The 23529-nt window shown below is 67.5% G+C and carries 21 protein-coding genes; 6 read left to right on the top strand and 15 right to left on the bottom strand.

The genetic code is table 11. The features are described 5' to 3' along the window. Both AC1Q7Q_RS07460 and AC1Q7Q_RS07455 read left to right on the top strand, forming a co-directional pair. Entirely contained in the window at window positions 1-357 is a 357-nt protein-coding gene (locus AC1Q7Q_RS07460; protein WP_492374667.1) for a GFA family protein, read from the top strand. Between the two features lie 68 nt (window positions 358-425). Beyond that, entirely contained in the window at window positions 426-1052 is a 627-nt protein-coding gene (locus AC1Q7Q_RS07455) for a glutathione S-transferase family protein (RefSeq protein ID WP_492374666.1), read from the top strand. Between the two features lie 13 nt (window positions 1053-1065). Here AC1Q7Q_RS07455 and AC1Q7Q_RS07450 read toward each other — a convergent pair whose 3' ends face one another. Continuing rightward, on the bottom strand, window positions 1066-3414 hold the full coding sequence (locus AC1Q7Q_RS07450) for a cytochrome P450/oxidoreductase (protein WP_492374665.1): 2349 nt from the start codon (window positions 3412-3414) through the stop codon (window positions 1066-1068). Window positions 3415-3465: 51 nt separating this feature from the next. Further along, the gene (locus AC1Q7Q_RS07445) at window positions 3466-4449 is read right to left on the bottom strand and encodes a Bug family tripartite tricarboxylate transporter substrate binding protein (RefSeq protein ID WP_174423017.1); all 984 of its coding nucleotides are present in this window, start codon (window positions 4447-4449) and stop codon (window positions 3466-3468) included. Between the two features lie 298 nt (window positions 4450-4747). Here AC1Q7Q_RS07445 and AC1Q7Q_RS07440 point away from each other — a divergent pair, with 298 nt between their 5' ends. Then, the gene (locus AC1Q7Q_RS07440) at window positions 4748-5503 is read left to right on the top strand and encodes an IclR family transcriptional regulator (protein WP_492374686.1); all 756 of its coding nucleotides are present in this window, start codon (window positions 4748-4750) and stop codon (window positions 5501-5503) included. Between the two features lie 42 nt (window positions 5504-5545). On the opposite strand, the gene AC1Q7Q_RS07435 is transcribed toward AC1Q7Q_RS07440, so the two are convergent. Next, a complete protein-coding gene (locus AC1Q7Q_RS07435) occupies window positions 5546-6445 on the bottom strand; it encodes a recombination-associated protein RdgC (protein ID WP_043349676.1) in 900 nt (299 codons plus the stop codon). A gap of 185 nt (window positions 6446-6630) precedes the next feature. Continuing rightward, window positions 6631-7209: a BPSL1445 family SYLF domain-containing lipoprotein gene (locus tag AC1Q7Q_RS07430; protein ID WP_441633879.1), complete on the bottom strand. Its 579-nt coding sequence runs from the start codon at window positions 7207-7209 to the stop codon at window positions 6631-6633. A 310-nt stretch (window positions 7210-7519) separates the two neighbouring features. On the opposite strand from AC1Q7Q_RS07430, the gene AC1Q7Q_RS07425 reads away from it, so the two are divergent. Then, window positions 7520-7918 carry a hypothetical protein gene (locus AC1Q7Q_RS07425; protein WP_492374664.1) on the top strand — a complete coding sequence of 133 codons (399 nt, stop codon included), beginning with the start codon at window positions 7520-7522 and terminating at the stop codon, window positions 7916-7918. Window positions 7919-8087: 169 nt separating this feature from the next. Beyond that, window positions 8088-8336 carry a DUF6388 family protein gene (locus tag AC1Q7Q_RS07420; protein ID WP_144409844.1) on the top strand — a complete coding sequence of 83 codons (249 nt, stop codon included), beginning with the start codon at window positions 8088-8090 and terminating at the stop codon, window positions 8334-8336. 5 nt (window positions 8337-8341) lie between these two features. Here AC1Q7Q_RS07420 and AC1Q7Q_RS07415 read toward each other — a convergent pair whose 3' ends face one another. The 5 genes from AC1Q7Q_RS07415 to AC1Q7Q_RS07395 all read right to left on the bottom strand — a co-directional run bounded on the left by AC1Q7Q_RS07415 (window position 8342) and on the right by AC1Q7Q_RS07395 (window position 14328). Next, entirely contained in the window at window positions 8342-9970 is a 1629-nt protein-coding gene (locus AC1Q7Q_RS07415; RefSeq protein ID WP_492374663.1) for an MFS transporter, read from the bottom strand. A gap of 25 nt (window positions 9971-9995) precedes the next feature. Beyond that, window positions 9996-11408, bottom strand: a complete 1413-nt coding sequence (locus tag AC1Q7Q_RS07410; protein WP_492374662.1) for an FAD-containing oxidoreductase — start codon at window positions 11406-11408, stop codon at window positions 9996-9998. A 23-nt stretch (window positions 11409-11431) separates the two neighbouring features. Further along, complete coding sequence (locus AC1Q7Q_RS07405) at window positions 11432-12265, bottom strand: aldo/keto reductase (RefSeq protein WP_492374661.1); 834 nt, start codon at window positions 12263-12265, stop codon at window positions 11432-11434. A 132-nt stretch (window positions 12266-12397) separates the two neighbouring features. Next, the gene (locus AC1Q7Q_RS07400; RefSeq protein WP_492374660.1) at window positions 12398-13789 is read right to left on the bottom strand and encodes a GntP family permease; all 1392 of its coding nucleotides are present in this window, start codon (window positions 13787-13789) and stop codon (window positions 12398-12400) included. Window positions 13790-13935: 146 nt separating this feature from the next. Next, a complete protein-coding gene (locus AC1Q7Q_RS07395) occupies window positions 13936-14328 on the bottom strand; it encodes a tautomerase family protein (RefSeq protein WP_492374659.1) in 393 nt (130 codons plus the stop codon). A 152-nt stretch (window positions 14329-14480) separates the two neighbouring features. On the opposite strand from AC1Q7Q_RS07395, the gene AC1Q7Q_RS07390 reads away from it, so the two are divergent. After that, window positions 14481-15371, top strand: coding sequence for a LysR family transcriptional regulator (locus AC1Q7Q_RS07390; protein WP_492387142.1), 891 nt, complete (start codon window positions 14481-14483; stop codon window positions 15369-15371). Window positions 15372-15398: 27 nt separating this feature from the next. Here AC1Q7Q_RS07390 and AC1Q7Q_RS07385 read toward each other — a convergent pair whose 3' ends face one another. The 6 genes from AC1Q7Q_RS07385 to AC1Q7Q_RS07360 form a co-directional block, all read right to left on the bottom strand. Continuing rightward, the gene (locus tag AC1Q7Q_RS07385; RefSeq protein ID WP_150986891.1) at window positions 15399-16085 is read right to left on the bottom strand and encodes a Fe2+-dependent dioxygenase; all 687 of its coding nucleotides are present in this window, start codon (window positions 16083-16085) and stop codon (window positions 15399-15401) included. Between the two features lie 90 nt (window positions 16086-16175). After that, entirely contained in the window at window positions 16176-18413 is a 2238-nt protein-coding gene (locus AC1Q7Q_RS07380; RefSeq protein WP_492374657.1) for a TonB-dependent receptor, read from the bottom strand. A 352-nt stretch (window positions 18414-18765) separates the two neighbouring features. Continuing rightward, window positions 18766-19749, bottom strand: coding sequence for a Bug family tripartite tricarboxylate transporter substrate binding protein (locus tag AC1Q7Q_RS07375; protein ID WP_492374656.1), 984 nt, complete (start codon window positions 19747-19749; stop codon window positions 18766-18768). A 132-nt stretch (window positions 19750-19881) separates the two neighbouring features. Continuing rightward, window positions 19882-20784, bottom strand: a complete 903-nt coding sequence (locus AC1Q7Q_RS07370) for a LysR substrate-binding domain-containing protein (protein ID WP_492374655.1) — start codon at window positions 20782-20784, stop codon at window positions 19882-19884. An 82-nt stretch (window positions 20785-20866) separates the two neighbouring features. Beyond that, on the bottom strand, window positions 20867-22099 hold the full coding sequence (locus AC1Q7Q_RS07365; RefSeq protein ID WP_492374654.1) for a metal-dependent hydrolase family protein: 1233 nt from the start codon (window positions 22097-22099) through the stop codon (window positions 20867-20869). Between the two features lie 14 nt (window positions 22100-22113). Further along, the gene (locus AC1Q7Q_RS07360) at window positions 22114-23448 is read right to left on the bottom strand and encodes an MFS transporter (RefSeq protein ID WP_492374653.1); all 1335 of its coding nucleotides are present in this window, start codon (window positions 23446-23448) and stop codon (window positions 22114-22116) included. Between the last annotated feature and the right edge of the window lie 81 nt (window positions 23449-23529).

Here is a 23529-nt window from a genome sequence, read left to right as displayed (position 1 = left end):
ATGACCGTAACCCATTACACCGGCGGCTGCCATTGCGGCGCCGTGCGCTACGCAGTGGATGTCGACCTGGTCGGCGCCATCGAGTGCAATTGCTCGCTGTGCAGCAAGCGCGGCTTCATCTGGTCGTTCACACCGGCAGACAGATTCACGCTGACCGAAGGTGCGCAGGCCACGCGCACCTACAAGTTCAACAAGCATGTGATCGACCATCGCTTTTGCGAAACCTGCGGCGTGGAGGCCTACGCGCTGGGCAGCATGCCGGATGGCTCGGCCGTGGCGGCGATCAATGTGCGGTGCCTCGATGGCGTCGACCTGGCGCAGCTCCAACCTAAGAAGGTCGACGGCGCCAGCGCTTGATCCGCGATGGCGCGCTTCACAGCGCCCCTCGCCCCGAGTTGCATGATTTTTCCCCCGGAGCCAATGCCATGTTCCAGCCCGAACTGACCCTGTTCCATTCGCCCAACACACGTTCCACCGGCGCGCTGACCCTGCTTGAGGAACTCGGCGTGCCGTATCGTCTCCACCCGCTCAATATGAAGGCCGGCGAGCAGCGCGAGCCGGCTTACCTGGCCATCAATCCGATGGGCAAGGTGCCGGCCATCCGCTATGGCGATGCGCTGGTGACGGAGCAGGTGGCCGTGTTCATCTTCCTGGCCGACCTGTTCCCGCAGGCCAGGCTGGCGCCCGCGCTGACCGATCCGCTGCGCGGGCCTTACCTGCGCTGGATGGCGTTCTACGGTTCCTGCTTCGAGCCGGCGCTGGTGGACCGCTCGCAACAGCGCGAGACGCCGCGCGCGATGTGCCCCTACGGGGATTACGACACCACCATCAGCACGCTGCTGGGCCAGCTGGAAAAGGGCCCCTACCTGCTGGGCGACACCTTCACCGCGGCCGACGTGCTGTGGGGCACCGCGCTGACCTGGACCACGATGTTCAAGCTGGTCGAAGCGACGCCGGTGGTGCAGGCCTATATCGACCGCATCAACGCGCGCCCGGCGGTGGCGCGGGCGCGTGGCATCGATGCGAAGCTGGCAACAGAGCAGGGCGGCTGAGCGAGCGCCGCGCTTATAGCTCCAGCACGATGCGCTGGCATTTCGCGCGCGAGCAGCAGGCCATCATCTTGGTGTTGGCTTCGCGCTCCGCGCGCGTGAGCACCACGTCGCGGTGGTCGATTTCGCCGGCCAGCACGCGCACCTCGCAGGAGCCGCACAGGCCTTCCTCGCAATCGCTCTGCATGTCGATGTTGGCGGCGCGCAGCGCGGCCAGCAGCGTCTGGCCCGGGGCGACCGCGACGACGATGCCGGAGTCCTTCAGCTCGGCTTCGAACGCTTGCTCCTGGCCGGGATCCAGCGTGGCGAGCGCCGACTCGAAATGCTCGATGCGCAGCGCATCGCCGGGCCAGCCGGCGCACTGTTCCTGCAACGCTGCAAGCATGCGCGCGGGGCCGCAGGCGTAGATCTGCGTATCCGCCTGGGGCTGCCCGAGCAGGCTGGTGAGATCGTTGCGCTGGCCTTCATCCTTGGCGTAGACATGCAGGCGATCGCCGTGCAGCGCGATGAGCTCGTCGAGCAGCGCCATGGACGCACGCGAGCGCCCGCTGTAGTGCAAAGCGTAGTCCATGCCGAGCGCCTTCGCGCGCCGCGCCATGGCGCTGACGGGCGTGATGCCGATGCCCCCGGCGATCAGGATCAGCTTGTCCGCGGCCTCATCCAGCCGGAAGTGGTTGCGCGGGCCGCGGATCTTCAGCCGGTCGCCGGCCTTGACGCTGTCATGCACCCAAGCGGATCCGCCACGGCCTTGCGCTTCGCGCAGCACGGCGATCTCCAGCGCACCGCTGTCGTCCGGGTCGCCGCATAGAGAGTATTGCCGCGACAGACCGGTGCCGCCGCATTCCACGTCGATGTGCGAGCCCGGCGCCCAGCGCGGCATCGGCTTGCCATCGGGCGATACCAGCCGCAGCCGCACAATGCCCTCGGCCGCCCGGGTCGCGCTGGCCACCACCACCGGCCGGCTGATTGCATGCCCCAACGGCTCGCCAATGCGCACCGGCACTTGTACCTGCAGCAACGCGGGGTTGGCGCGCTCGGGGTTTTGCGTCGGGTCCCATTCCACCCACACGTGCTCGGGCCCGCGGAACGAGGTGTTCGGCACGTAGCTGAATCGCTGCTCTGCCAGGCGCATATGGGGCAGGCGCCGCGTGAGTTCCTCCAGGAAGACCTGCATCTCCATGCGCGCCAGGTTCTTGCCCATGCACTGGTGCGAGCCGTAGCCGAAGGTGAGCTGGTCGCTGGCGTTCTCGCGGCGGATGTCGAAGAGATCCGCATCGGCGAAGTGCCGCTCGTCGTGGTTGGCCGAGGACGTCACGATCAGCAGCTTGGCGCCGGCGGGAATGTCGACGCCGCCTACCTGCACGTCGCGCGTGGCCAGGCGCCGCCAGGCCGCCACCGAGCCGTTGTGCCGCAGGCATTCCTCTACCGCGTTCGGGATCAGGCCCGGGTCTTCGCAGATCTCCTGCCAGGCGCGCGGATGCTGCAGCAGCAGCTTCATGGCATTGGCCGTGGCGTTGGCGGTGGTTTCATGCGCGGCGACAATGCCGGCCATCATCATCGAGTGCAGGTAGGAGTCGGTGACGATCTCCGGATACTCCACCTGCTTGCGGATGCCATAGCGCATCCAGCCCGGGCCGGACGGGTCCTGCCGCATCTTGTCGAGGATCTTGCCTGCCAGCTGCCAGAAGTTGCCCACGGCATGCGCGACTTCGACCTGTTCCTCCGGCCTGGGCCGGCCCCAGGTATTGACGGTATGCGCGATGGAGTATTTGCGCAGCAGGTCCATGTCTTCCTCGGGCACGCCGAGAAAATGCAGCGCCACCGTCAGCGGCACTTCCCACAGCATCTGGTCGACCAGGTCGGCGCGGCCGTCGTTGACAAAGCGGTCGACATACTCGCGCGCGAGCTTGCGCACCATGGGCTCGTGATGCTTGAGTTCCTCTGGCGTAAACGGCGCCATCAGCACCCGGCGGCGCGGCATGTGCGCTGGCTCGTCTTCGTTGACCAGCGTGCGGTTCATGGCGTAGCCGTAGGACGCCAGCACGGCGTTGGCTTGCGGCCCCGTCGGCGTGATCTTCTCCAGCGCAATGGAGGGGCTGAAGGTGAGGTTGTCGCGGAAGATCGCCTTGATGTCGTCGTAGCGCGTCACCACCCAGTAGCCCAGCTTGGGGCTGTAGAAGACCGGCTCCTGCTCGCGCGCCCAGCGCACGTACTCGGGCGGGTCCTGCTGGTAGCCATCCTCGAAGGGATCGAAGCTGGCCGCGCCTGGGCTGACCGGGCAGCCGGTGGGCGAGCGCTGCGCTGTCAGCAAGCGATGGTCAACGGGACATCCCGAGGCGTGTGGATTGGGGGTAGCGTTGGCCATGCTTGTTGCTCCGTGTTCTCGTTTGCGGGGGGCGGCTGCGGTGCGCCGCGGTTACTCCAGCGTGATCTTCAGGTCGCGGATCAGCTTGTGCCAGCGCGTGGTCTCGCTGCGCAGCAGTTCGGCGTACTGCGCCGGCGTGTTGCCGACGGGTTCCACGCCGAAGTCCACCAGTCGCTTGTTGACGGCCGGGTCCTTGATCGCGGCCACCACCTGCTTGTTCAGCGTGGCGACGATCTCCGGCGGCGTGGCGGCGGGAACCACCATGCCCACCAGAGCGGCGGCCTCCACGTTCTTGTAACCTGCCTCGGCAAAGGTCGGCACGTCCGGCAACTGGGGCAGGCGGGTCGGGTTGGCCACGGCCAGCGCCTTGACCTTGCCGCCCTTGATGAACCCCGCGCCCGCGGCCAGGTCGACCATCATGGCCGGGACCTGGCCGCCGGCCACGTCGGCCAGCGCGGGCGCGGCGCCGCGATAGGGCGCGTGGACCATGTTCAGCCCGGCCTCCACCTTGAGCAGTTCCATGGCGAGATGGTGCGGGCTGCCGGCGCCGGCAGAGGCGTAGTCGATGCCGCCCGGCTTGGATTTGGCGCGGGCGACGAACTCCTGCACCGTGTTGACGTTCATGCCCGGGCCCACCACCAGGATCATCGGGAAGCGGCCCAGCAAGGTGACTGGCGCCAGGTCCTTGACCGGGTTGTAGGAAAGCGTTTTGTACAGCGCCGGGTTGAACACCAGCGTGCCGTTGTCCGCCGAGAGCACCGTGTAGCCGTCCGCCGGCGCGCGCGCGGTTTCCGCCGCGCCGATCGCGGTATTGCCACCCGGCTTGTTGTCCACCAGCACGGGCTGGCCAAGCCGGGTCGAGAGGGCCTGGCCGATGGAGCGCGCCAGGAAGTCCGAGCCGCCGCCGGCGGCGTACGGCACGATCCAGCGCACCGGCTTGGCGGGGTAGGCCGGCTCGGCGGCAGCGGTGGCCGCCAGCATGGGGATGGCGGCCAGGCCAAGGCCTGCGGCGATGCATTTGCGGATGGTGATCATCTTGTCTCCTGTTCCCGTTTGGGTGCCGGTTGAGGCGTAGCGCGGTCCGGCGTTGTTATGCGTAAATGATATACGCATTGCGTAATATGGCGATGCGGGTTAACGTGGGTTTGATGCCGCAGCGCAATGCACGGCACTAGAATCTCCGCCCATGAAGACAAGAAACGACCCAAGCGCCGCACGCACCTCACGCGCATCGAGCACCTCAGGCGATCCCGCTGACCCGGTCGAAGCCGCCATGCCCGCTGAGCCGCCGGCGCGCGAGCGCCGCCAGCGCGTGCAATCGGCGCAGACCGGCATGACGGTGCTCAAGGGCCTGGCCAACCTCGGCGGGCGCGCCAGCCTGACCGCGCTGGCCGCGCATATTGGCGAGAGTCCGGCCAAGGTGCACCGCTACCTGGCCAGCCTGATCGACGAGGGGCTGGTGGCGCAGGCGTCGGCATCGCAGCAGTATTTCCTGGGCGTGGAGGCCATGCTGATCGGCCTGGCAGCGATGCGGCAGGTTGATCCGATCCGGATCGCCGAGCCGTCGCTGGTCCGCCTGCGCGAGAGCCTGGACGTGACCTGCTTTGTGGCGGTGATGGGCAACAAGGGCCCGACCATCGTGCGCTTCGAGGAGCCGGGGCTGCCGGTGACGGTCAATGTGCGGGTGGGCTCGGTGATGCCGATGCTGTGGTCGGCCACGGGCCGCGCGCTGCTGGGCTTGCTGGACGAGCCGCGTGTGCGGGCGATGGCGGAAGAAGAGCTCGCGGCGGCGCCGGCGGACCTGCGCGCGCAGCTGGATCGCGATGATCCCATCGGCGTGCTGCGGCGCGAAGTGCTGGCCGCCGGGTGCGCGGTAGTGCGCGATACCAACCTGAAGGGCATCAGCGCCGTGGCGGCGCCGCTGTACGACTACACGGGCCGCATTTGCGCGGTGCTCACCGCGCTGGGTGCCACCGGCGGCTTCGATGCGTCGATGGACGGACCCATCGCCGTGGCCGTGCGCCATGAGGCGCGGGTCGCCAGCGGGTTGCTGGGCTACGGCGCGGCGCCGCCGGGCGGCGGCGCCTGAATCCAGCTTGAACCGGCCTGGCCGGCCCGCTGACGCGCTGGCTTACAGCTTGCGTTCGCCGCCGAGCGCGGCGGTCAGGTCCGACAGCAGGTTGGCCAGTTCGCCGGCCATCATGGTGAAGTCGCCGTCGAAGCGTTCTTCGTCGTCGCGGGCGCTCGGGTCTGCCTGCTCCTTGATCACGTCCAGCGGGGCCACGCGCTTGATGGTCAGCGACTCGGTGAGCACGAAGGACACGCGGTCATTCCAGGTCATCGCCAGGCGCGTGCAGCGCTTGCCGGCGGCAATGTGGCGGCGCAGGTCCTCGGCATCCAGCGGATGGCGCACATAGCGCACCGTGGCCTTGCTCTCGGCGCTGGATTGCAGCTCCATTTCCTGGTCGAGGGTGAAGCCGGCCGGGGCCGTGTCGGTGGCCAGCCAGTCGGTCATGGCGGTGACCGGCGACTGGTTCACATGCAGGTTGTCCAGCGGCAGCGGGTCGATGGCCTTGAACAGCAGGCCGCGCACTTCATCGGCCTTGGCCGGGGCGGCCGCGTCGATGGCGAGCCAGCCGTTGACCGGGTCGATCCACACGCGGGTGTCGCGCCGGATGCTGAACGCGCGCGGCAGCAGTTCTTCGGTGACCTGCTCCTTGAGCTCGCGCATCTGCTTGCGGCCCGGCTTGAAGCCTTGCTGTTCTTCCAGCTCCACAGCGCGGGCCTTGGTGACCTGGTTGACCACGGTGGACGGCAGCAGCTTCTTTTCGGTGCGCATGGTCAGCAGCAACTGCTTGCCGACCTGGTGGACGAGCGCGCCGTTGTCACGCGGCGAGGCCCAGCCCTGGGTTTGCATCTCCAGGCTGGTGCCAGGGAAAAATGCGTGGCGCGCCAGGCATTCCTCGACCTCTTCGGCGGCGAGGGACCACGGTGCGGACAGACGGTGCAGCTGGAGATTCTTGAACCACATGTGAATTCGGCCAAAGGGACGGATTCTAGCCGGTTAGCGTGGCGCATGCGGTAACAATGCGTGAGGGAGTCTGGCTGGTGTGGCGGTGCCGTGGCAGCAGGGCCGGAAAAAGTCAGGGGCCGGGTCGCCTTCGCAACCCGGCCCCCCGCATACAGGCCGGCGCCAGGCCGGCACGCTGCGTGGCCTCAGATGTCGAGCTTGCTGATCTTCGAGCCTTCCAGGCTCACGCCGGCCATCAGGCCCGCATTGGTGACCACGAAGCCAACGACGGGCTGCTGGGCGGTATTGGTGTCCAGGGTGCCATTGGCGCCAATCTTGGCCAGCGCCACGGTAGCGTCCACGCCGGCAGTCCAGCCGCTGCTGGCGACGAACTTGTCGAGCGCTTCCTGGGTCATGAACATCAGGATGATGGCCTTGGATTGCGCACCGATCTGCCAGCCGACCGAGCCCGAGATGATGCGGTAATAGCCACGGTTGGCGCCGCCCGCGCGCAGCGCGCCATCGCCATATTCGCCACCCACGACGAAGCCGGCCGAGAGGACATTGGGGAAGACCAGGATGCCGCGCGCGCGGTTGGCGAGTTCGCGTGAACCTTTCGCCGTCTCATACAGCTTGTTGAGCGTACCATCCACGCCGCCATCGATCTCGCGGCGCTTGGCGGCCTTGTCGGTGGGTGCATCGGGCGTGGTCGTACACGCGCCCAGCAGGCCCGAACTTGCCACCACTAGTCCAGCCCCTACCGTCAGAAACGATCTGCGTTCCATGCTCACTCTCCTGATTGTTTTACCTCTCACGGCACCGGATACCCCGGAGCCACTTTGCGCACCCCACATAAAGGATAGGCGTAATCAGCACTTGTAGAAACTTGAAATCTCGCCGCAAACTTGATTCTCGGGTTTTTACGAAAAGCCGGCGTACTCTCACCGTTTCTGTAGAAATATACCAAGCATTCTTGCGAATGGCTGTAGGACGGAGGCTGCATTTTGGCGCGCGGCGTCCTACAAGCACGGGCGCCTCGCAACAACCTGTTTCATCTGGACAGGAACCCGGCCGGGCTGGATAAGTCCATGACACATGAAATCCGTTCTCGCCCTCATCCCCGTCACCTTGCTGGCAGCGGCTTGCGCTTCGCAAGTGCCCGCCAATCCGCAAGCCTCATCCGAAGCCAACGAGCAATGGCAATCGCTGCGTGCCGCTTACACCACGTGCGCCAAGGGCCAGGCCGATGCCGGCATGGCCGGCGGCGCCTCCGCGCAGGATCTCGCCAGTGCTGCGCTCAAGGCCTGCCGGCCTCGGCTCGACGCCATGCACACGGCGTTTCGCGATTACCTGGATGCGCAGATGGTGTCCTCGCATGGGCGCGATGGCGCGCGCCAGGCCGCTGAGCGGGTGAGCCAGGATACCGAAGCCAAGACCCGCAACTACCTGGTCCGCTACGTCGAGCGGGAGCGCTATACCGCCAAGGCGCAATAACGCACGAGGCCTGCGCTTGCGTTCCGATTGCACTGCGGTTGGGGGCTCCGGCACGGCTGTGGTGTAATGCGCGGGCGCCGGCGTGCATTCCTGCCTCGTACCTGCTCGCCAGGCGCCAGGCCGTCGCGCCCCACCCACCTTGCACCCACCTTATTGCGGTCCCTTCCCGATGACTCTTTCCCCCGAACGCTTGCAACTTGCCCATGAGCGTTTTCTCGCCGACAACCCCGAAGTGGTGGCGCTGCTCAAGGTCATCACCCCGCGCCACGCGCGCGCTGTCGGCATGAGCGTGGAGGCCTTCCAGCTCTCGGAGCTGGAGCGCGCCATCGGCCGCGAAGCCAGGCTCCGGCGCCTCACCGTCGAGGAGCTGCTGCTGGTGTACCTGGGCGAGCGCGCGGCGCCGGCGCCGCGGCGTTAGATGCGCTAGCCGCCGGCCTTCCCGGTGCCGGTCTTGCCGCGCGCCGGGCTCAGGAACGCCCAGGCGCATGCTGCCCCTCCGGCAGCCAGCAGCGCCGACAGCAGCATGACCCAGCGAAAGCCGGCCACGAAGGCGCCGTCCACCGCACGCCGAACGGCCGCCTTTACCTGCGGGGCCGTGGCCGCCGGCAGCGTGATGGCGGCGAGCTTCGCGCGTTGCGCCTGCACGGACCGAGCCACCTGCGCCGACACCGCGCCGCTGGCCACCGACTGGCCAAGCGAGCGGTCCAGCCGGTAGTCGAACACGCGCACCATCACGATCCCCAGCATGGCAATCGCCAGCAGCGTGGCCACGCGTGCCGCCGCATTGTTGATGCCAGACGCCGTGCCGGCCGAGCCCAGCGGCACCGCGTTCATGACGGTGGTGGTCAGCGGCGCCACGCTGATCGTCATGCCCGCGCCGAGCACCAGCACCGCGGGAAAGTAGGCCAGCCAGTAGCTGCCGCCGCTGGCGGCGGCATCGGGCAATGCAAACAGCGCGAAGCCCGCGGCCGCTACCAGCGGGCCGACGATCAGCGGCTTGCGCGCGCCATGCCGGTCCACCAGCCCGCCGGCCCAGCCGGACAGCAGGAACATCAGCAGGATGAACGGCAGCAAGGCGGCACCGGCCTGCGTCGACGAATAGCCCTGTACCTGGATCAGGTTGAGCGGGAAGAAGAACAGGCCGCCGCCCAGCGCCGCGTAAAGCAGCAAGGTGAGCAGGTTGGCACCCAGGAAAGCGCGCGAGCGGAACAGCGCGGGTGGCATCACCGGGTTGGCCACGCGGGTCTCCGCCAGCACGAACAGCCCGAGCGCAACGAGGCCGGCCGCAAACGGCATCCACACGGCTGGGTGGCCCCAGCCCTGCGCCGGCGACTCGATCAGGCCGTAGACCACGCCCCCCAGCCCAAACGCTGCAAGCAGGCTGCCGGGCCAGTCGAGTCCACCGGGATGCTGCGGTGCGCGGCTTTCCGGCACGCGCCAGAACACGATGGCCAGCACCGCCGCCGCCAGCGGCAGGTTGACCAGGAAGGCCGCGCGCCACGACAGATGCTCGATCAGCCAGCCGCCCACCACGGGCCCGAGCGCGGTGGTCATCGCGGTGGCGCCGGACCAGGTGCCGATGGCCTTGCCGCGCCGGCTCGCGTCGAACGAGGCCGACAGCAACGCCAGGCTGCCCGGCACCAGCAGCGCCGCGCCCAAGCCCTGCGCGGCCCGCGCGGCGACCAGGTGGCCAATGTTGCCGGCCAGGCCGCACCAGGCCGAGCTGGCTGCAAAGATCGCCACGCCCAGCGCAAACACGCGACGGCGCCCGAAGCGGTCACCGCAGGCGCCGCCCACCAGCAGCAAGGCTGCCAGCAGCAACGCATAGGCCTCCACCGCCCACTGCATGCCGCTCAGGCTCGCATCGAAATCCTTTTGCAACGCGGGCAGGGCCACGTTGACCACGGTGCCATCGATAAAGGCCATGCTGGACGCCAGGATGGTGGCGGCCAGCACCCAAGGTTCGTCGGCCCTGGCGCAGGGTGGCCCGCCAGGGGCGGTCCGCAGCGTTGCGTCGTCGCACGGGCTCTGGGCCAGCGGCGTGGTGGGCATGTTCAGCGCTTGCTGTGTGGGCCTGTCATGCTGCCGCCGGGCCGGCCGGCTCCAGCGGATGCAGCTCGCCCAGCATGGTCGGGATCAGCTCGGACACCGTGGGGTGGATATGCATGGCGCGCTGGACCACCGTGTACGGCGCGCACGCATACATCGCGTCGAGGATGCAATGGATCACCTCGTCGCCGCCCACGCCCAGCACCGCCGCGCCAAGGATCTCGCGGCTGTCGGCATCCACCAGGATCTTCATGAAGCCTTGCGTTTCGCCTTTTTCCACCGCGCGGCCAACCCGCGTCATCGGCCGCATGCCAACCAGCACCTTGCGCCCGGACTGGCGCGCCTCGGCCTCGTTCATGCCGACGCGCCCCAGCGGTGGGTCGGTGTAGAGCGCATAGGCGGGGATGCGGTCGCCGAGCGTGCGGGGCGGCTCGCCGGATGCCGCGTCCAGCAGGTTGGCGGCGACGATCTCGAAGTCGTTGTAGGCGGTATGGGTAAAGGCGCCGCGCCCGTTGCAGTCGCCCATGGCCCAGATCCCGGGCACATTGGTGCGCAACTGTTCGTCCACCTGGATGTAGCCGCGCGCATCCACGGCAACGCCGGCGCGGTCCAGGCCAAGGTCGTCGGTATTGGGCCGCCGCCCCACCGCCAGCAGCACGTGCGAGCCGACGATCTCGGGCGCGCCGTGCGCGCAATCCATCTTCACCACGACCTCGGCGCCGCGCTGCTCCAGCGCGATGCACTCGGCGTCGAGACGCAGCCCGATGCCCTCGGTGGCGAGGATGCCGCGCACGGCGTCGGATACGTCGGGATCCTCCCGCTCGATCAGGCGCGGGCCGCGCTGCACGATGGTGACCTCGCTGCCGAAGCGGCGAAACATCTGGCCGAACTCCAGACCGATGTAGCTGCCGCCCACCACCAGCAGGTGCCGCGGCAAGGTGTCCACGCGCATCATTCCGGCGTTGGTCAGGTAGTCCACCTGCTCCAGCCCAGGCATCGGCGGCGCGGCGGCGCGCCCACCGACGTTGATGAAGATCTTGCCGGCCCGCAGCAGGGTGTCGTTTACGCGCACGGTGTCCGGGCCCTCGAAGCGCGCGTGGCCGAGATGGACGGTGCCGTGCTCCAGCGTGCGCACCCACGTTTCCACGCCGTGCGTGGACTTGCCGACGACGCCGTCCTTGCGCGCCTTGACGCGAGCCATATCCACCGTCACAGGCCCGGTGGGCACCACGCCGTACTCGGCGCCGCGCCGTGCCAGGTTAGCCGCGTAGGCGCTCGCCACCATGGTCTTGGTGGGGATGCAGCCGGTGTTGACGCAGGTCCCGCCGAACGACTGGCGCTCGATCACGGCCACCCTCTGGCCGGCTGCGCTCAGGCGCGCCGCCAGCGGGGGGCCGGCCTGGCCGGTGCCGATGATGATGGCGTCGTAGTCGAGTGTCATGGCGGGGGCTCCTGGGCATCACATCACAGCATCGCCAGCGGGTGAGGGCCGTCCGGTGGCTGGAAGGCCGCGTCCAGCTCGGCCAGTTGCTGCGTGGAGAGTGTCAGCGCGAGCGCGCCATGGTTCTCGCGCAGGCGCTCGCGATGGCTGGTCTTGGGAATCGCGATGACGCCCTGCTGCGCCAGCAGCCAGCCCAGCGCCGCCTGCACCGGGCTGATGCCATGCTTCTGGGCAAAGCGCGCAAGCCGCGGGTTGCGCAGCAGCGTGGCTTGCTCGATCGGCGAGTAAGCCATCAGGGCAACGCCATGCTCGCGCAGCCAGGGCAGCAAGTCCCACTCGATGCCGCGCCGCGTGAGGTTGTAGAGCAACTGGTTGGCCGCGACCTCCTTGCCGCCGGGCACGCGCCACAGCGCGCGCATGTCGTCCAGGTCGAGGTTGCTGACGCCGAAGTGACGGATCTTGCCCGCCTTGCGCAGCGCCATGAAGGCCTCCATGGTCTCCGCCAGCGGCACGCCGCCACGCCAGTGCAGCAGGTACAGGTCGAGGCGGTCGGTGCCCAGGCGGCGCAGGCTGCGCTCGCAGGCGGCCACCGCGCCGGTGCGCCCGGCGTTGTGCGGGTACACCTTGCTGACCAGGAAGACCTCGTCGCGCCGGCCGGCGATGGCTTCGCCGACCAGTTCCTCGGAGCGGCCATCGCCGTACATCTCGGCGGTGTCGATCAGGGTCAGGCCCAGGTCCAGCCCGAGACGCAGCGTGGCAAGCTCTTCCGCGCGCGCAGCCGGCTGATCGCCCATGTTCCAGGTGCCCATGCCGAGCGCGGCAACGCTTTCGCCGCCGGGCAGACTCACGGTTTTCATGCGGTGTTCCGGTGGGAAGTGCAGGGTGGAGCCGCCGACATGTGGCGTGAAAAGCACGCGCGCACGGCCGGCTACCCACTCACACTAGGTAAGGATGGCGCGATCCACAAGGCGCGGCGCGCGCCGCCGCGTTCAGGCCAGGCCGGTCACGTAGTAGACCGTGATCACGAAGAACACGGCCAGCGTCTTGATGACGGTCACCGCGAAAATGTCGCGGTAGGACTCCCGGTGCGTCAGGCCCGTCACCGCCAGCAGGGTGATCACGGCGCCGTTGTGCGGCAGCGTATCCATGCCGCCGCTGGCCATGGACACCACGCGGTGCAGCACCTCGAGCGGAATGCCAGCGGCCTGCGCGCCGTGGATGAAGGTGTCCGACATGGCGGCCAGCGCGATGCTCATGCCGCCCGAGGCCGAGCCGGTGATGCCCGCCAGCGTGCTGACAGACACGGCGGCATTGACCAGCGGGTTGGGGATGCTCTTGAGCGCATCGCTGACGACCAGGAAGCCGGGCAGCGCGGCGATCACGCCGCCGAAGCCATACTCCGAGGCCGTATTCATGGCGGCCAGCAGCGCGCCGCCGATGGCGCTCTTGCTGCCCTCGGCAAAGCGCTCGCGCACCGCGCCGAACGCCGTCGCCACCACCACCACGATGCCCAGCAGCAGCGCCGCCTCCACCGCCCAGATCGCGGTCACGGTGGCGATCTGCGTCTCCACGGGCTTGGCCAGCCCGGGCAGCGACACGCTGTAGCTGCTGCCGTACCACTGCGGAATCATGCGCGTGAAGACGAAGTTGGCCACGCCCACCACCACCAGCGGCAGCAGCGCCAGTGCCGGATGCGGCAGGTGGCCGGTCTGGCTGCGCTCCGGCTCATTGCGCAACGCTGTCCCATAGCCCTCGCCGCGTGCCATGGCCGCGCGGCGGCGCCACTCCAGGTAGCCCAGGCCCACCCCGATGATGAACAGCGAGCCGAGCAGGCCTAGCACCGGCGCTGCCCAGGTCGTGGTCTTGAAGAAGGTGGTGGGGATGATGTTCTGGATCTGCGGCGTGCCCGGCAGCGAATCCATGGTGAACGAGAACGCGCCCAGCGCAATGGCGCCCGGCATCAGCCGCTTGGGGATATTGCTCTGCCGGTAAAGCTCCGCCGCGAACGGATAGACGGCGAACACCACCACGAACAGCGAGACGCCGCCATAGGTCAGCAGCGCGCAAACGGCGACGATCACCGCATTGGCACGCGAGCGGCCTATGTAGCGGATGGCGGCGGCCACGATGGACTCCGAGAAGCCCGACAGCTCGATCACCTTGCCGAACACGGCGCCCAGCAGGAAGACCGGGAAATACAGTTTGACGAAGCCGACCATTTTCTCCATGAAGATGCCGGAGAAGACCGGCGCCACGGCGGCAGGCTCGGTCAGCAGGACGGCGCCGAGCGCGGCCACCGGGGCGAACAGGATGACGCTGTAGCCACGGTAGGCCGCAAACATCAGGAAGGCCAGGGCGGCCAGGACTATCAGGAAGGACATCGGTTCTCCTTGTGGTTCTTCCGCGCGCGCGGCGCTCGTGGCGCCGTGCGCGGCAGATCAGGTGCCGACTTTGCCACAGCTTGCTGCACTGCGACAATGTCCTGCCTCAAAGGCTCGCCTCTTTGCCCTCGTCCGTGGCCAGGGCTTCAGCCGTGGTGGTAGCGGTATTCCTGCGACAGGCCGCCGTAGCCGTAGGTGGCGGCGCGCGCATCCACTACGTGGATGTATGACACCGGATGCACGTTGCCGATCAGCTCCGAGAGGGCCTCGAACGCGGCCTTCAGGTACTGCGCTTTCTCCGCTTTGGTGTTGGTTTCGTCCGTTACGCTGATGTCGAGGTGAAAGGCGTTGCGGCCAAGCTCCGAGAGCGGGTCGCCGCCAATGATCCAGGCGTCGTGGTCGATGTACTGCACGGAAACGACGGTGACCTCCGGCTTCTTGCCGAGCACGCGCTGGGTCAGCTCGGTCACGGCGGCGGCGCTGCGGCGGGTCAGCGATGCGTTGGGTTTGCCGGAGATCTGCAGGTTGATGTGGGGCATGACGGACTCCTTTGTTCTTGCGGTTTCACTGGGTTGGCTGGGTTTGGCTCAGCGGGTAAGTGATGCCAGTTTAGGTGTTTGCCTTCCATCGGAAAAACGGGAATTTACGATACTATCCATCGTCAATACCGAAATAAGATTGGGGGCCCGCCATGCGCGCACTTGAACTCGACCAGCTACGCACGTTCGTGACCGTGGCGGACGCCGGCAGCCTGTCCGCCGCGGCGCCTCGGCTGTTCCTGTCGCAGTCCTCGGTCAGCGAGCAACTGCGTAAGCTGGAGGAGCGCGCCGGCGTGCCGCTGCTCACGCGCGGCAAGCAGGGCGCGGCGCCGACACCCGCCGGCACGCGTTTGCTCGAGCATGCGCGGCGCATCCTCGCGCTGTCCGAGCTGGCGCTGCAAGACCTGCGCGGCCACACGCTGGATGGCGAGTTGCGGCTCGCGGTGACGGACTACTTCCGGCCAGGCGAGATCGCCGGCATGCTGCGCGGGCTGCGCGAGCGCTATCCCTACCTGCGGCTGCATGTACAGGTGACGAAAAGCAGCGTCATCGATGCGGGAATGCACACCGATGATTTCGATATCGGCTTGTCGATGCGGTTGCCGGGCAAGGGGGGAGGCCAGCAGGCTGGCGCCAAGGGCGCGCGCGGCACCGTGCTGCGCCGCGAGGCGCTGGCCTGGGTCGCGGCGCAAGGCGAGGCGGAGCGCGTGAGCGGCCCGCTGCCGCTGGTGCTGCTGCCCGATACCTGCTCGCTGCATCAGTACGTGGTGCAGACGCTGCGGCGACGGCGCCTGGACCACGCGATTGCCCATTCCGCCTCGGGCGTGGCTGGCCTGCATCTGGCGCTGGCTGCCGGGCTTGGTGTCTCGTGCCTGAACGAGTCGGCGATCGGGCCGGGCGTGGCGCGGATCGATGCGGCTACGCTGGCCAGGCTCAAGCTGCCGGCCTTGCCCACGGCGGAGTTTTTCCTGCTGCCGGCACGGGCCGGGGAGGCAGAGCTGGTCGGGAAGGTCAGGGCGGCGCTGGCGGAGCAGTTTGCATAGCCGCGCAGTGGATTGACTCGTCCCTTTTCAGGTCTCGGTCCACTGCCGCAGCAGGTTGTGGTAACAACCCACCAGCGAGCGCCGCGCACCATCGTCGGCGCCCGTCTGGTTGAGTTTCTGGATCGCGTTGTCGAGGTCGAACAGCAGCGCGCGCTGCGCGTCGTCGCGCACCAGGCTCTGGATCCAGAAAAAGCTCGCCACGCGCGTGCCGCGCGTGATCGGCGTGACCTGGTGCAGGCTGGTGGCGGGATAGATCACCATGTCGCCGGCTTCCAGCTTGACGCTGTGGGTGCCGTAGGTGTCTTCCACCTGCAGCTCGCCGCCGTCATAGCTGGCGGGGTCGCTGAGGAACAGCGTGGCCGAGATATCGGTGCGCAGCTTGCGGCCATTGTGCGGATGAATGCGCACGCCGCCGTCCACATGGGCGCCGAAGGTCATGCCCTCGCTGTAGCGGTTGAACATCGGCGGGTAGACGATATTGGGCAGCGCCGCGCTGATGAACAGCGGATTGCGCTCGAGCATGCCAAGGATCAGGTGCTGGCACTGCTGCGCCACTTCGGCGCGCTCGTCGATCTGCTGGTTGAACTTGACCGGCGCGCCGGAGTAGCCGGCCGATACGCGGCCATCCACCCAGGCCGTGCCGGCCTGGTCGAGATGCTGGCGCAGCACGGCAAGCTGCTCCGCGTTGAGGACCTTGGGAATGCAGACAAGCATGACGATCTCGACAGGGTTCGGCGGCAGCGCGCGGGAGGTTTCCGGCCCTGCCGCGTGGCGTGACATGGCATCGCGCCACTTTACCTCAGCTTACATACGGTAGATGAAGGACAGCATCGCGGTGCGGCCGGTGCCGGGCACCGAGCGTCCGCCGTCCGACTGGATCAGCGCATCGTAGTACTTCTTGTCGAACACGTTGAACAGGTTCAGGCGCACGTCGTACTTCGGCTGATGGTAGGCAATCATGCCGTCCCAGCGCACATAGCCACCCACCTGCACGGTGTTGGTGTTGTTGGCGTAGCGCTGCGACATATAGAAGGCGCCGCCGCCCACTTCCCAGTCCTGCAGCACGCGGTAGCTGGTCCACGCCGTCGCGGTGTGCTTGGGCGTATTGGTCGGGACCATGCCTTGGGTGCCGGCGGCGATGCCGTTGACGATCTCGCCGTCCAGATAGGTGTATCCCGCGAAGACCTGCCACTTGCTGGTGATGCGGCCGGTGGCGCCGGCGCGGAAGCCGCGCACGCGGATCTTGCCGGCCAGCGAGTACGTGGTGGCGTCGATCTGGCTGCGGGCGTTGTCCTTGGTGATCTGGAACAGCGCCGAATTCAGCGACAGGTCGCCGCCCAGCAGATCCCACTTGCCGCCGACTTCATAGGACTTGTTCTTTTCCGGGTCCAGGTTCTGCTGGCCCACGGTGCCCACCAGTTGCTCCAGCGACGGGTTGAACGACGTGCCGTACGACAGGTAGTAGGACTGCGCCTCGGTCGGCTGCCAGATGCCGCCCACGCGCACGCTGGTGAAGTTGACGGTCTGGCTGGCGCTGGGCAACACGGTGCTGCCCAGCGTGTTGGACGAGTTGATTGAATTGGTGATGCTGGCAATGTACTTGTCGTAGCGCAGGCCGCCCACCAGCTTCCATTGCTTGCTGAACTCCACCGAGTCGTTGATGTAGGCCGCCAGCGTGTTGGCCGCCGCGCCCTGGCGATTGCCGGTCGCGCTCGGCGCGGTGGCCGGCGAGTTGCTGTAGGTCGGGTTGACGACCGGCTCGCACGCCGCGTAGCCGCTGGTGCCGGCCGCAGCGGTGGCGGTGGCGGCGGGGTTCAGCGCCACGCCGTTGCAGGTGCCGTTGCGGTAGTAGTTCTGGTTGTCATAGCCATCGTGGCCGATCTCGGCACCCACCAGCACGGTGTGCTTGACCGGGCCGGTGTCGAACTTGGCGGTCAGCTCGGTCTGGTTGAAGATCGAGTAATCGCGGATATGGCGGTCATGGCTTTGCTGGCGCACGAACAGCGCATCCAGCGGCAGCGTGGTGGTGGTCAGCGGGGTGAAGCCCTTGGCGCTGACCGTGCCGACGGCGTTCGGCGCGGTTTCGCGCGCGTTGGTGTTGACGTAGTTGAACTGGGTCTGGTTGCGCAGGCGCAGGTTGGGCGAGAACTTGTGATCCACGGTGGCGCCCAGCGAGGCCACGTCCTGGATGGTGCGGTCGTCGTTGAAGCCATAGGCCGTCTTTCGGTCGACGTTGACCGGGTGCCCGTTGATGGCCGGCAGGCCGTAGTCGGGCTGGTCCTCGTTATGCTGCAGCAGCGCCGACAGCGTGATCTCGGTGGGGGTGCCAATGCCCAGGCGCCACGACGGCGCCAGGCCGAAGTCCTTCACCTTGGTCTGGTCGCGCGTGCTAGCCGAGCCGTCCTGGGCCATCGCCGCGATGCGAAAGGCCGAGGTCTCGCCCGTGGGCGTGTTGTAGTCCGCGGTGGCGCGCACCAGGCCGTTGGTGGTGACCGAGCCGGTGACTTCGGTGGCAGCCTTCAGCGACGGTTTCTTGGTGACCTGGTTGATCACGCCCCCGGTTGATCCACGCCCGAACAGCATCGACGAGGGACCCATCAGCACTTCCACCGAATCCAGCGCGAAGACGTCGCGATAGTACTGGCCGCGGTCTCGGAAGCCATCCAGGTAGATGTCGGTGCGCGCGGAGAAACCGTTGAGGTTGATGTTGTTGCCGATCTGGCCACCCTCCGCGCCGCCGATGGTGATGCCCGGGACATTGCGCAGCGCATCGGCCAGCGAGGTGCCGCCCTGCGCGTCGATCAGCGCTTTGTTGACCACCGTGACCGATTGCGGAATGTCGCGCAGTTCCGCGGGCAGCTTGCTGATTGAACTCTTCACCGCGCTGTAGTCGTCATTGGCGCTGCTGCCTTGCACCACCACCTCATGCAGCGTCGTCGTGGGCTGTGTCGCGGGGGCCGTGGCGGCCGTCTGGGCCAGGGTGGCAACGGGCGTGGCGAACAGCGCGAGCAGGGCAGTCGCGATCGGCGTGCGGCGATTCATGTCGTTTCTCGGTTCCGGTGCGGCCGCGGGCACGAGCCGGCCGGCAGCGGCAAGAAGGTGCGCGCCTGGATCGGTTCGGCCAACGGCGGAAGGCAATCATGGTTGGGCGAGCCGGAATATAAATGCGAATGATTTGCGTTGCAATTCGCGTTGTCTTTTTATCACAGACAATGTGATGGCACTTCTAATGTTCTAATGTAGAAACATTAATTGGCATTTGTGGATCATGCTACGTGCGTTGGCTGTTTAAAGATTTGTATCAAGCACATTTATCAAATGAAACGGGCCCGTACGTAACGAGCCCGATACAGACATTCACCGCCCTTGTCGTCGGGGCGGCTGAAAATATTTCTTATTCCGCCGTCATGTTGGCGTTTTTTGCGAGACGGCCAAGGCGCTCGCGCTCCGACTTGATGAAGGCAATGAAGCTCTCCTGCGTGCCGCCGGCGGGTTCGATGCCGTTGGGAATCAGTCGGTCGCGCGTTTCCTGCGTTTGCATGGCGGCGCTCATTTCGGCGTTCATCTTCTTGAGGATGGCGGGGTCGGTGCCCTTGGGCGCGAACACGCCGGCCCAGTGGCCAATACGCACGTCCGGCATGCCTTGCTCGGCGGTGGTTGCGATGTTCGGCGCCGCGCTCATGCGCTTGTCCCAGGTCGCGCCCAGCGCCTTGAGCTTGCCGGCCTTGATGTTGGGCAGCACCACCACGCTGGCCTCGGAGGTAGCCGTGACCTGGTTGCCGATCACTGCGGTAATGCTCTCCGAGCCGCTCTTGTAAGGCACCACGGTCAGCACCGCGCCTTTCTCCTTGAGCATCTCTTCGACAAAGTGCGGCGTGCTGCCGCTGCCGGCGGTGGCGAAGTTGGCGCCCGAAGCCTGCTTCTTGGAATACTCGACCAGTTCCTTCAGGTTGTTCACCGGCAGGGACGGCGAAACCACGATCACGGATGGGCTCACCGCGACCAGCGAGACCGGCACCAGGTCGTCGGCCGCGTAGGGCATCTTGGTGCGGATCAGGCTGTTGGTGACCGTGCCTACGGCGCCGATCAGGAAGGTGTAGCCATCCGGCTTGGCCTTGGCCACGTAGTCCGCACCCACCACGCCGCCAGCGCCCGGGCGGTTCTCGATCATCACGGTCTGGCCCAGGCGCTTGCCAACCGCGTCGGCGGCAGCGCGCGCCACCAGGTCATTGGCGCCACCGGCGGTAAACGGCACGACGAACTTGATCACGTGAGTCGGCCAGGCATCGGTGGCCTGCGCGGGCGTGGCGAAGCCGGCGGCGGCGAACAGGGCGGGAACGGCGAGGGCCAGCGCGCGGCTGGTGGCGGGAATACGCATGGTTGTCTCCATTGGCTGTTTTGGGTGCACGGCTGCACGGGTGCTAGGTGCTAAGTGCTAGGTCCTCAGGTGCTGCTGCGACGGATCATAACCAGCGAACCTGTCAATTCGCTGAATCCGCATGCGCCCCCGTTACTGGCTTTCCGCGCTCTGCTGTGCCAGCCAGTTGCGGAACGTCCGTGCTGCCGCGGCCTCCGCGCGGTCTTGCGGCCACACCGCGTAGTAGCCACCGCCCAGGCTCGCGCTCGCCTCGCAGGCGCGCACCAGCAGCCCTTCCTGGACGCAGCGGTCGATCATGTGGCGCCACCCCAGGGCGATGCCCTGGCCTTCTATGGCGAGCTGCAGCAGGATCGGATACTGGTTGGCCACCAGCTTGTGCGGTGGCCGCGCGTCCGCAAGGCCGTTGTGCGCCAGCCAGGTCTGCCACGACATCCATTGGCGCTGTCCGTCTTCGAGCATCAGCAAGGTCTCGCCGGGGAGGTCCGCAGGCTCCAGCCGGCGGCCGGCCAGGTAGTGCGGCGCGCAGACGGGAAACACGTCTTCGTCGTAAAGCCGGCGCGATGCCAGTCCCGCGGGCGGCCCCTCGCGCAGGTAATACATGCCCACGTCGAACTCGGCGGGCGAGAGCGAGGCCAGGCTGTCGTTGACCAGCAGGCGCAGGTGGATGTCGGGGTGCGCGGTGCGAAAGGCTGCCAGCCTGGGCGTGAGCCAGAGCACCGCGACGCCGCAGGAGCAGGCCACCGTCAGCTCGGCATGGCCCTTGCGCTTCATCACATCCTCGGTCGCTTCGGCGCAGGCCGACAGCAGGCGCTGCACCTCTTCGGCATAAGCCTGGCCGCTCACGGTCAGGCGCAGTGCGCGCGGCTCGCGGATGAAGAGTTTCTTGCCAAGGAAGTGTTCGAGCTGCGCCACCTGGCGGCTGATGGCGCTCTGCGTCAGGTGCAGTTCGCTGGCGGCGCGGGTGAAGCTGCCATGCCGCATGGCCGACTCGAAGGCGACCAGGCAGGGCAGCGGCGGAAGGGGGGAGATACGCATGGTGGCGAGTGGAACGGTTTAGCCGCCATGATAGTCCGCGGGCACTGTCCGCCCGCGTTTGCCGCATCTATCGCGTTTGATTTCAGCCCGGCTGGCGATGCAGCCGTCCTGCCTGCATCACCAGCGCCAGGTGCTCGCCCTGGCCGCACAGCACACCGATGTCCGCCAGCGGGTTGCCATCGACCGCGATCAGGTCGGCCAGCGCGCCGGCGCGCACGGTGCCGAGCTCGCCTTCGCGCTGCAGGATCGCGGCGGCGATCGAGGTGGCGCTGCGGATCGCCTCCAGGTTGCCGAGCAGCTCCGCGCGGATGCGGAACTCATCCGACTGGTCCTGGTGCATCTCGCCCAGCAGGTCGGAGCCAAAGCCCATCGGCACGCCGGCTTCCGCGTAGATGGCGAGGGAGTCGCGGCCGGCCTGGCGCACGGTTTCGATCTTGGCCACCGATTCCGCCGGCAAGCCCAGGCGCGCGCCGTCGCGCGCGAGCGCTTCGTAGGTGACCAGGGTAGGCACCACGAACGCGCCATGCTCGCGCATCACGCGCGCGGCTGCGCGGTCGACCAGGTTGCCGTGCTCGATGGTGCGCACGCCGCAGCGCACCGCGCGCGCGATGGCGCGGCCGGTATAGGCGTGCGCCATCACATACGTCTGGGACGCCTCGGCCTCGGCCACGATGGCGCGGATCTCGTCTTCACTGTATTGCGTGTTGCCGATCGGGTCGGTGGGCGACGCCACGCCGCCGGATGCCATGATCTTGATCTGCGTGGCGCCCTTCTGGATCTCTTCGCGCACCGCCAGACGCACCGCATCCACGCCATCGGCCACACGTGCGATGGCGCCGGCACGGAAGGCGCACGAGCATGGCTCCAGCACATCGGCGCGCGGGCGGAAGTCGCCGTGCCCGCCGGTTTGCGACAGTGCCTTGCCGGACGGGAAGATGCGCGGGCCCGGTACCAGGCCGGTCTCGATGGCCTGCGACAGGCCCCAGTCGGCGCCGCCCGCATCGCGTACGGTGGTGAAGCCGCGCTCGAGCATGGCTTTCATGATTGGCACGGCGCGCAACGCCACCAGTACATTAGGCTGCACCGCATTCAGGCCGAGGTTGGCCAGCGACGCCAGCACGTGCACGTGACAGTCGATCAGCCCGGGCATCACGGTCTTGCCGCAGAGGTCGATCACCTGCGCGCCGGGCGCGTGGATCGGCGCGGCCGAAACGTCGGCGATGCGCTCGCCTTCGATCAGCACATCGTGGCGTTGCAGGAGGCTGCCATGGGCAGGGTCGAGGACGTTGCCGCCCTTGAGTAGGATCTGTTTCATGCGCGGGACAGTCATTAGACGGGTTGAGCGGCTCGGGTAGCCTGCGCCGGGCACAGGTAGGCGGGCTCGCGCACCAGGCGCGTGCCGGCCAGGCTGATGGCGGCGGCGAACATCACGTAGAACGCAGGCGCCATGGTGCTGCCCGTGCTGGCGATCAGCCAGGTGATGATGAACGACGCGAAGCCGCCGAAGATGGTGACCGCCAGGTTGTAGGCCACCGACAATCCGGTCGACAGCACCTTGGCCGGGAAGAGCTCGGAGAACGCCGCCAGGATCGGGCCGGTGTAGGTGGCGATCAAGATACCGAACACCAGCTGGAAGACCACCAGCGAAGCCAGCCCCGGGGCCTGGTTGATGTAGGCGAACATCGGGTAAGCCAGCACCAGGATCAGCAGCGCGGAACCCGATAGCAGCACGCGGCGCCCGATGCGATCGGCCAGCAGCCCGACCAGCGGCGAACACACCATGATCGCCAGGCCGCCCACCATGCCGGCGATGAAGCCAGTCGACTGCGGCACATGGAGCACTTTGACCGAGTACGTCGGCATATAGAACAGCAGCACATAGGTGCAGACCGTCCACAAGATCACCATCGAGAAGCTGGCCGCGGTCTGGCGCGGGTAGTCGCGCAGCACTTCGGTCAGCGGCGAGTCCGACTTGTCGGTGGCATCGCGGAAGGTCGGCGTCTCGTCGAGGTGATGGCGGATGTAGTAGCCAACCGGCCCGATCACGATGCCGAGCAGGAATGGCAGGCGCCAGCCCCAGCTATTGAGCGCCTCGGTGCTCAGCGCGGAGGTGACGAAGGTGCCGACCGCAGCGCCCAGCAGCACGGCCACGCCGATGCTCGCCTGGATCCAGCTGGAGTAGTAGGCGCGGCGCTCCACCGGGGCGTACTCGGTCAGGAAGGCGGTGGCGCCGCCCATCTCGCCGCCGGCGGAGAAGCCCTGCAGCAGCCGTGCCACCACGATCAGCAGCGGTGCGAAGACACCGATCTGATCATAGGTGGGCGCCAGGCCGATCATGGTGGTGCCCAGCGCCATCAGCAGGATGGTCAGCGACAGCGCGGCTTTGCGGCCCACGCGGTCGGCGTATACCCCGAGGATGATGCCGCCGACCGGCCGCATGAAGAATCCCACGCCAAACGTGGCAACCGCGAGCAGCAGTGAAGACAGGTCATTGCCGGTGGGAAAGAAGAGCTTCGCGATGATGACGGCGAAGAAACTGTAGACGGTGAAGTCGAACCACTCGAGACCGTTGCCGATCACGGTGGCGACGATGGCGCGGCGGCGTTGCGCGCCGCTGACGCTTGGTGGCTTCGATGGCGCTTCTGGGTGGGCGCTTGCGTGCATGACATCCTCCTGGGTTGGCGGGCCCGTTGCGCGCACCGCGTCGATGCCGGGTCGGCGTGGCAGCGCCGCCCGGTGCGGTCG

Source organism: Cupriavidus sp. GW823-FHT07A04, assembly GCF_058794615.1.
This window is presented reverse-complemented; position numbering and strand designations above follow the sequence as displayed.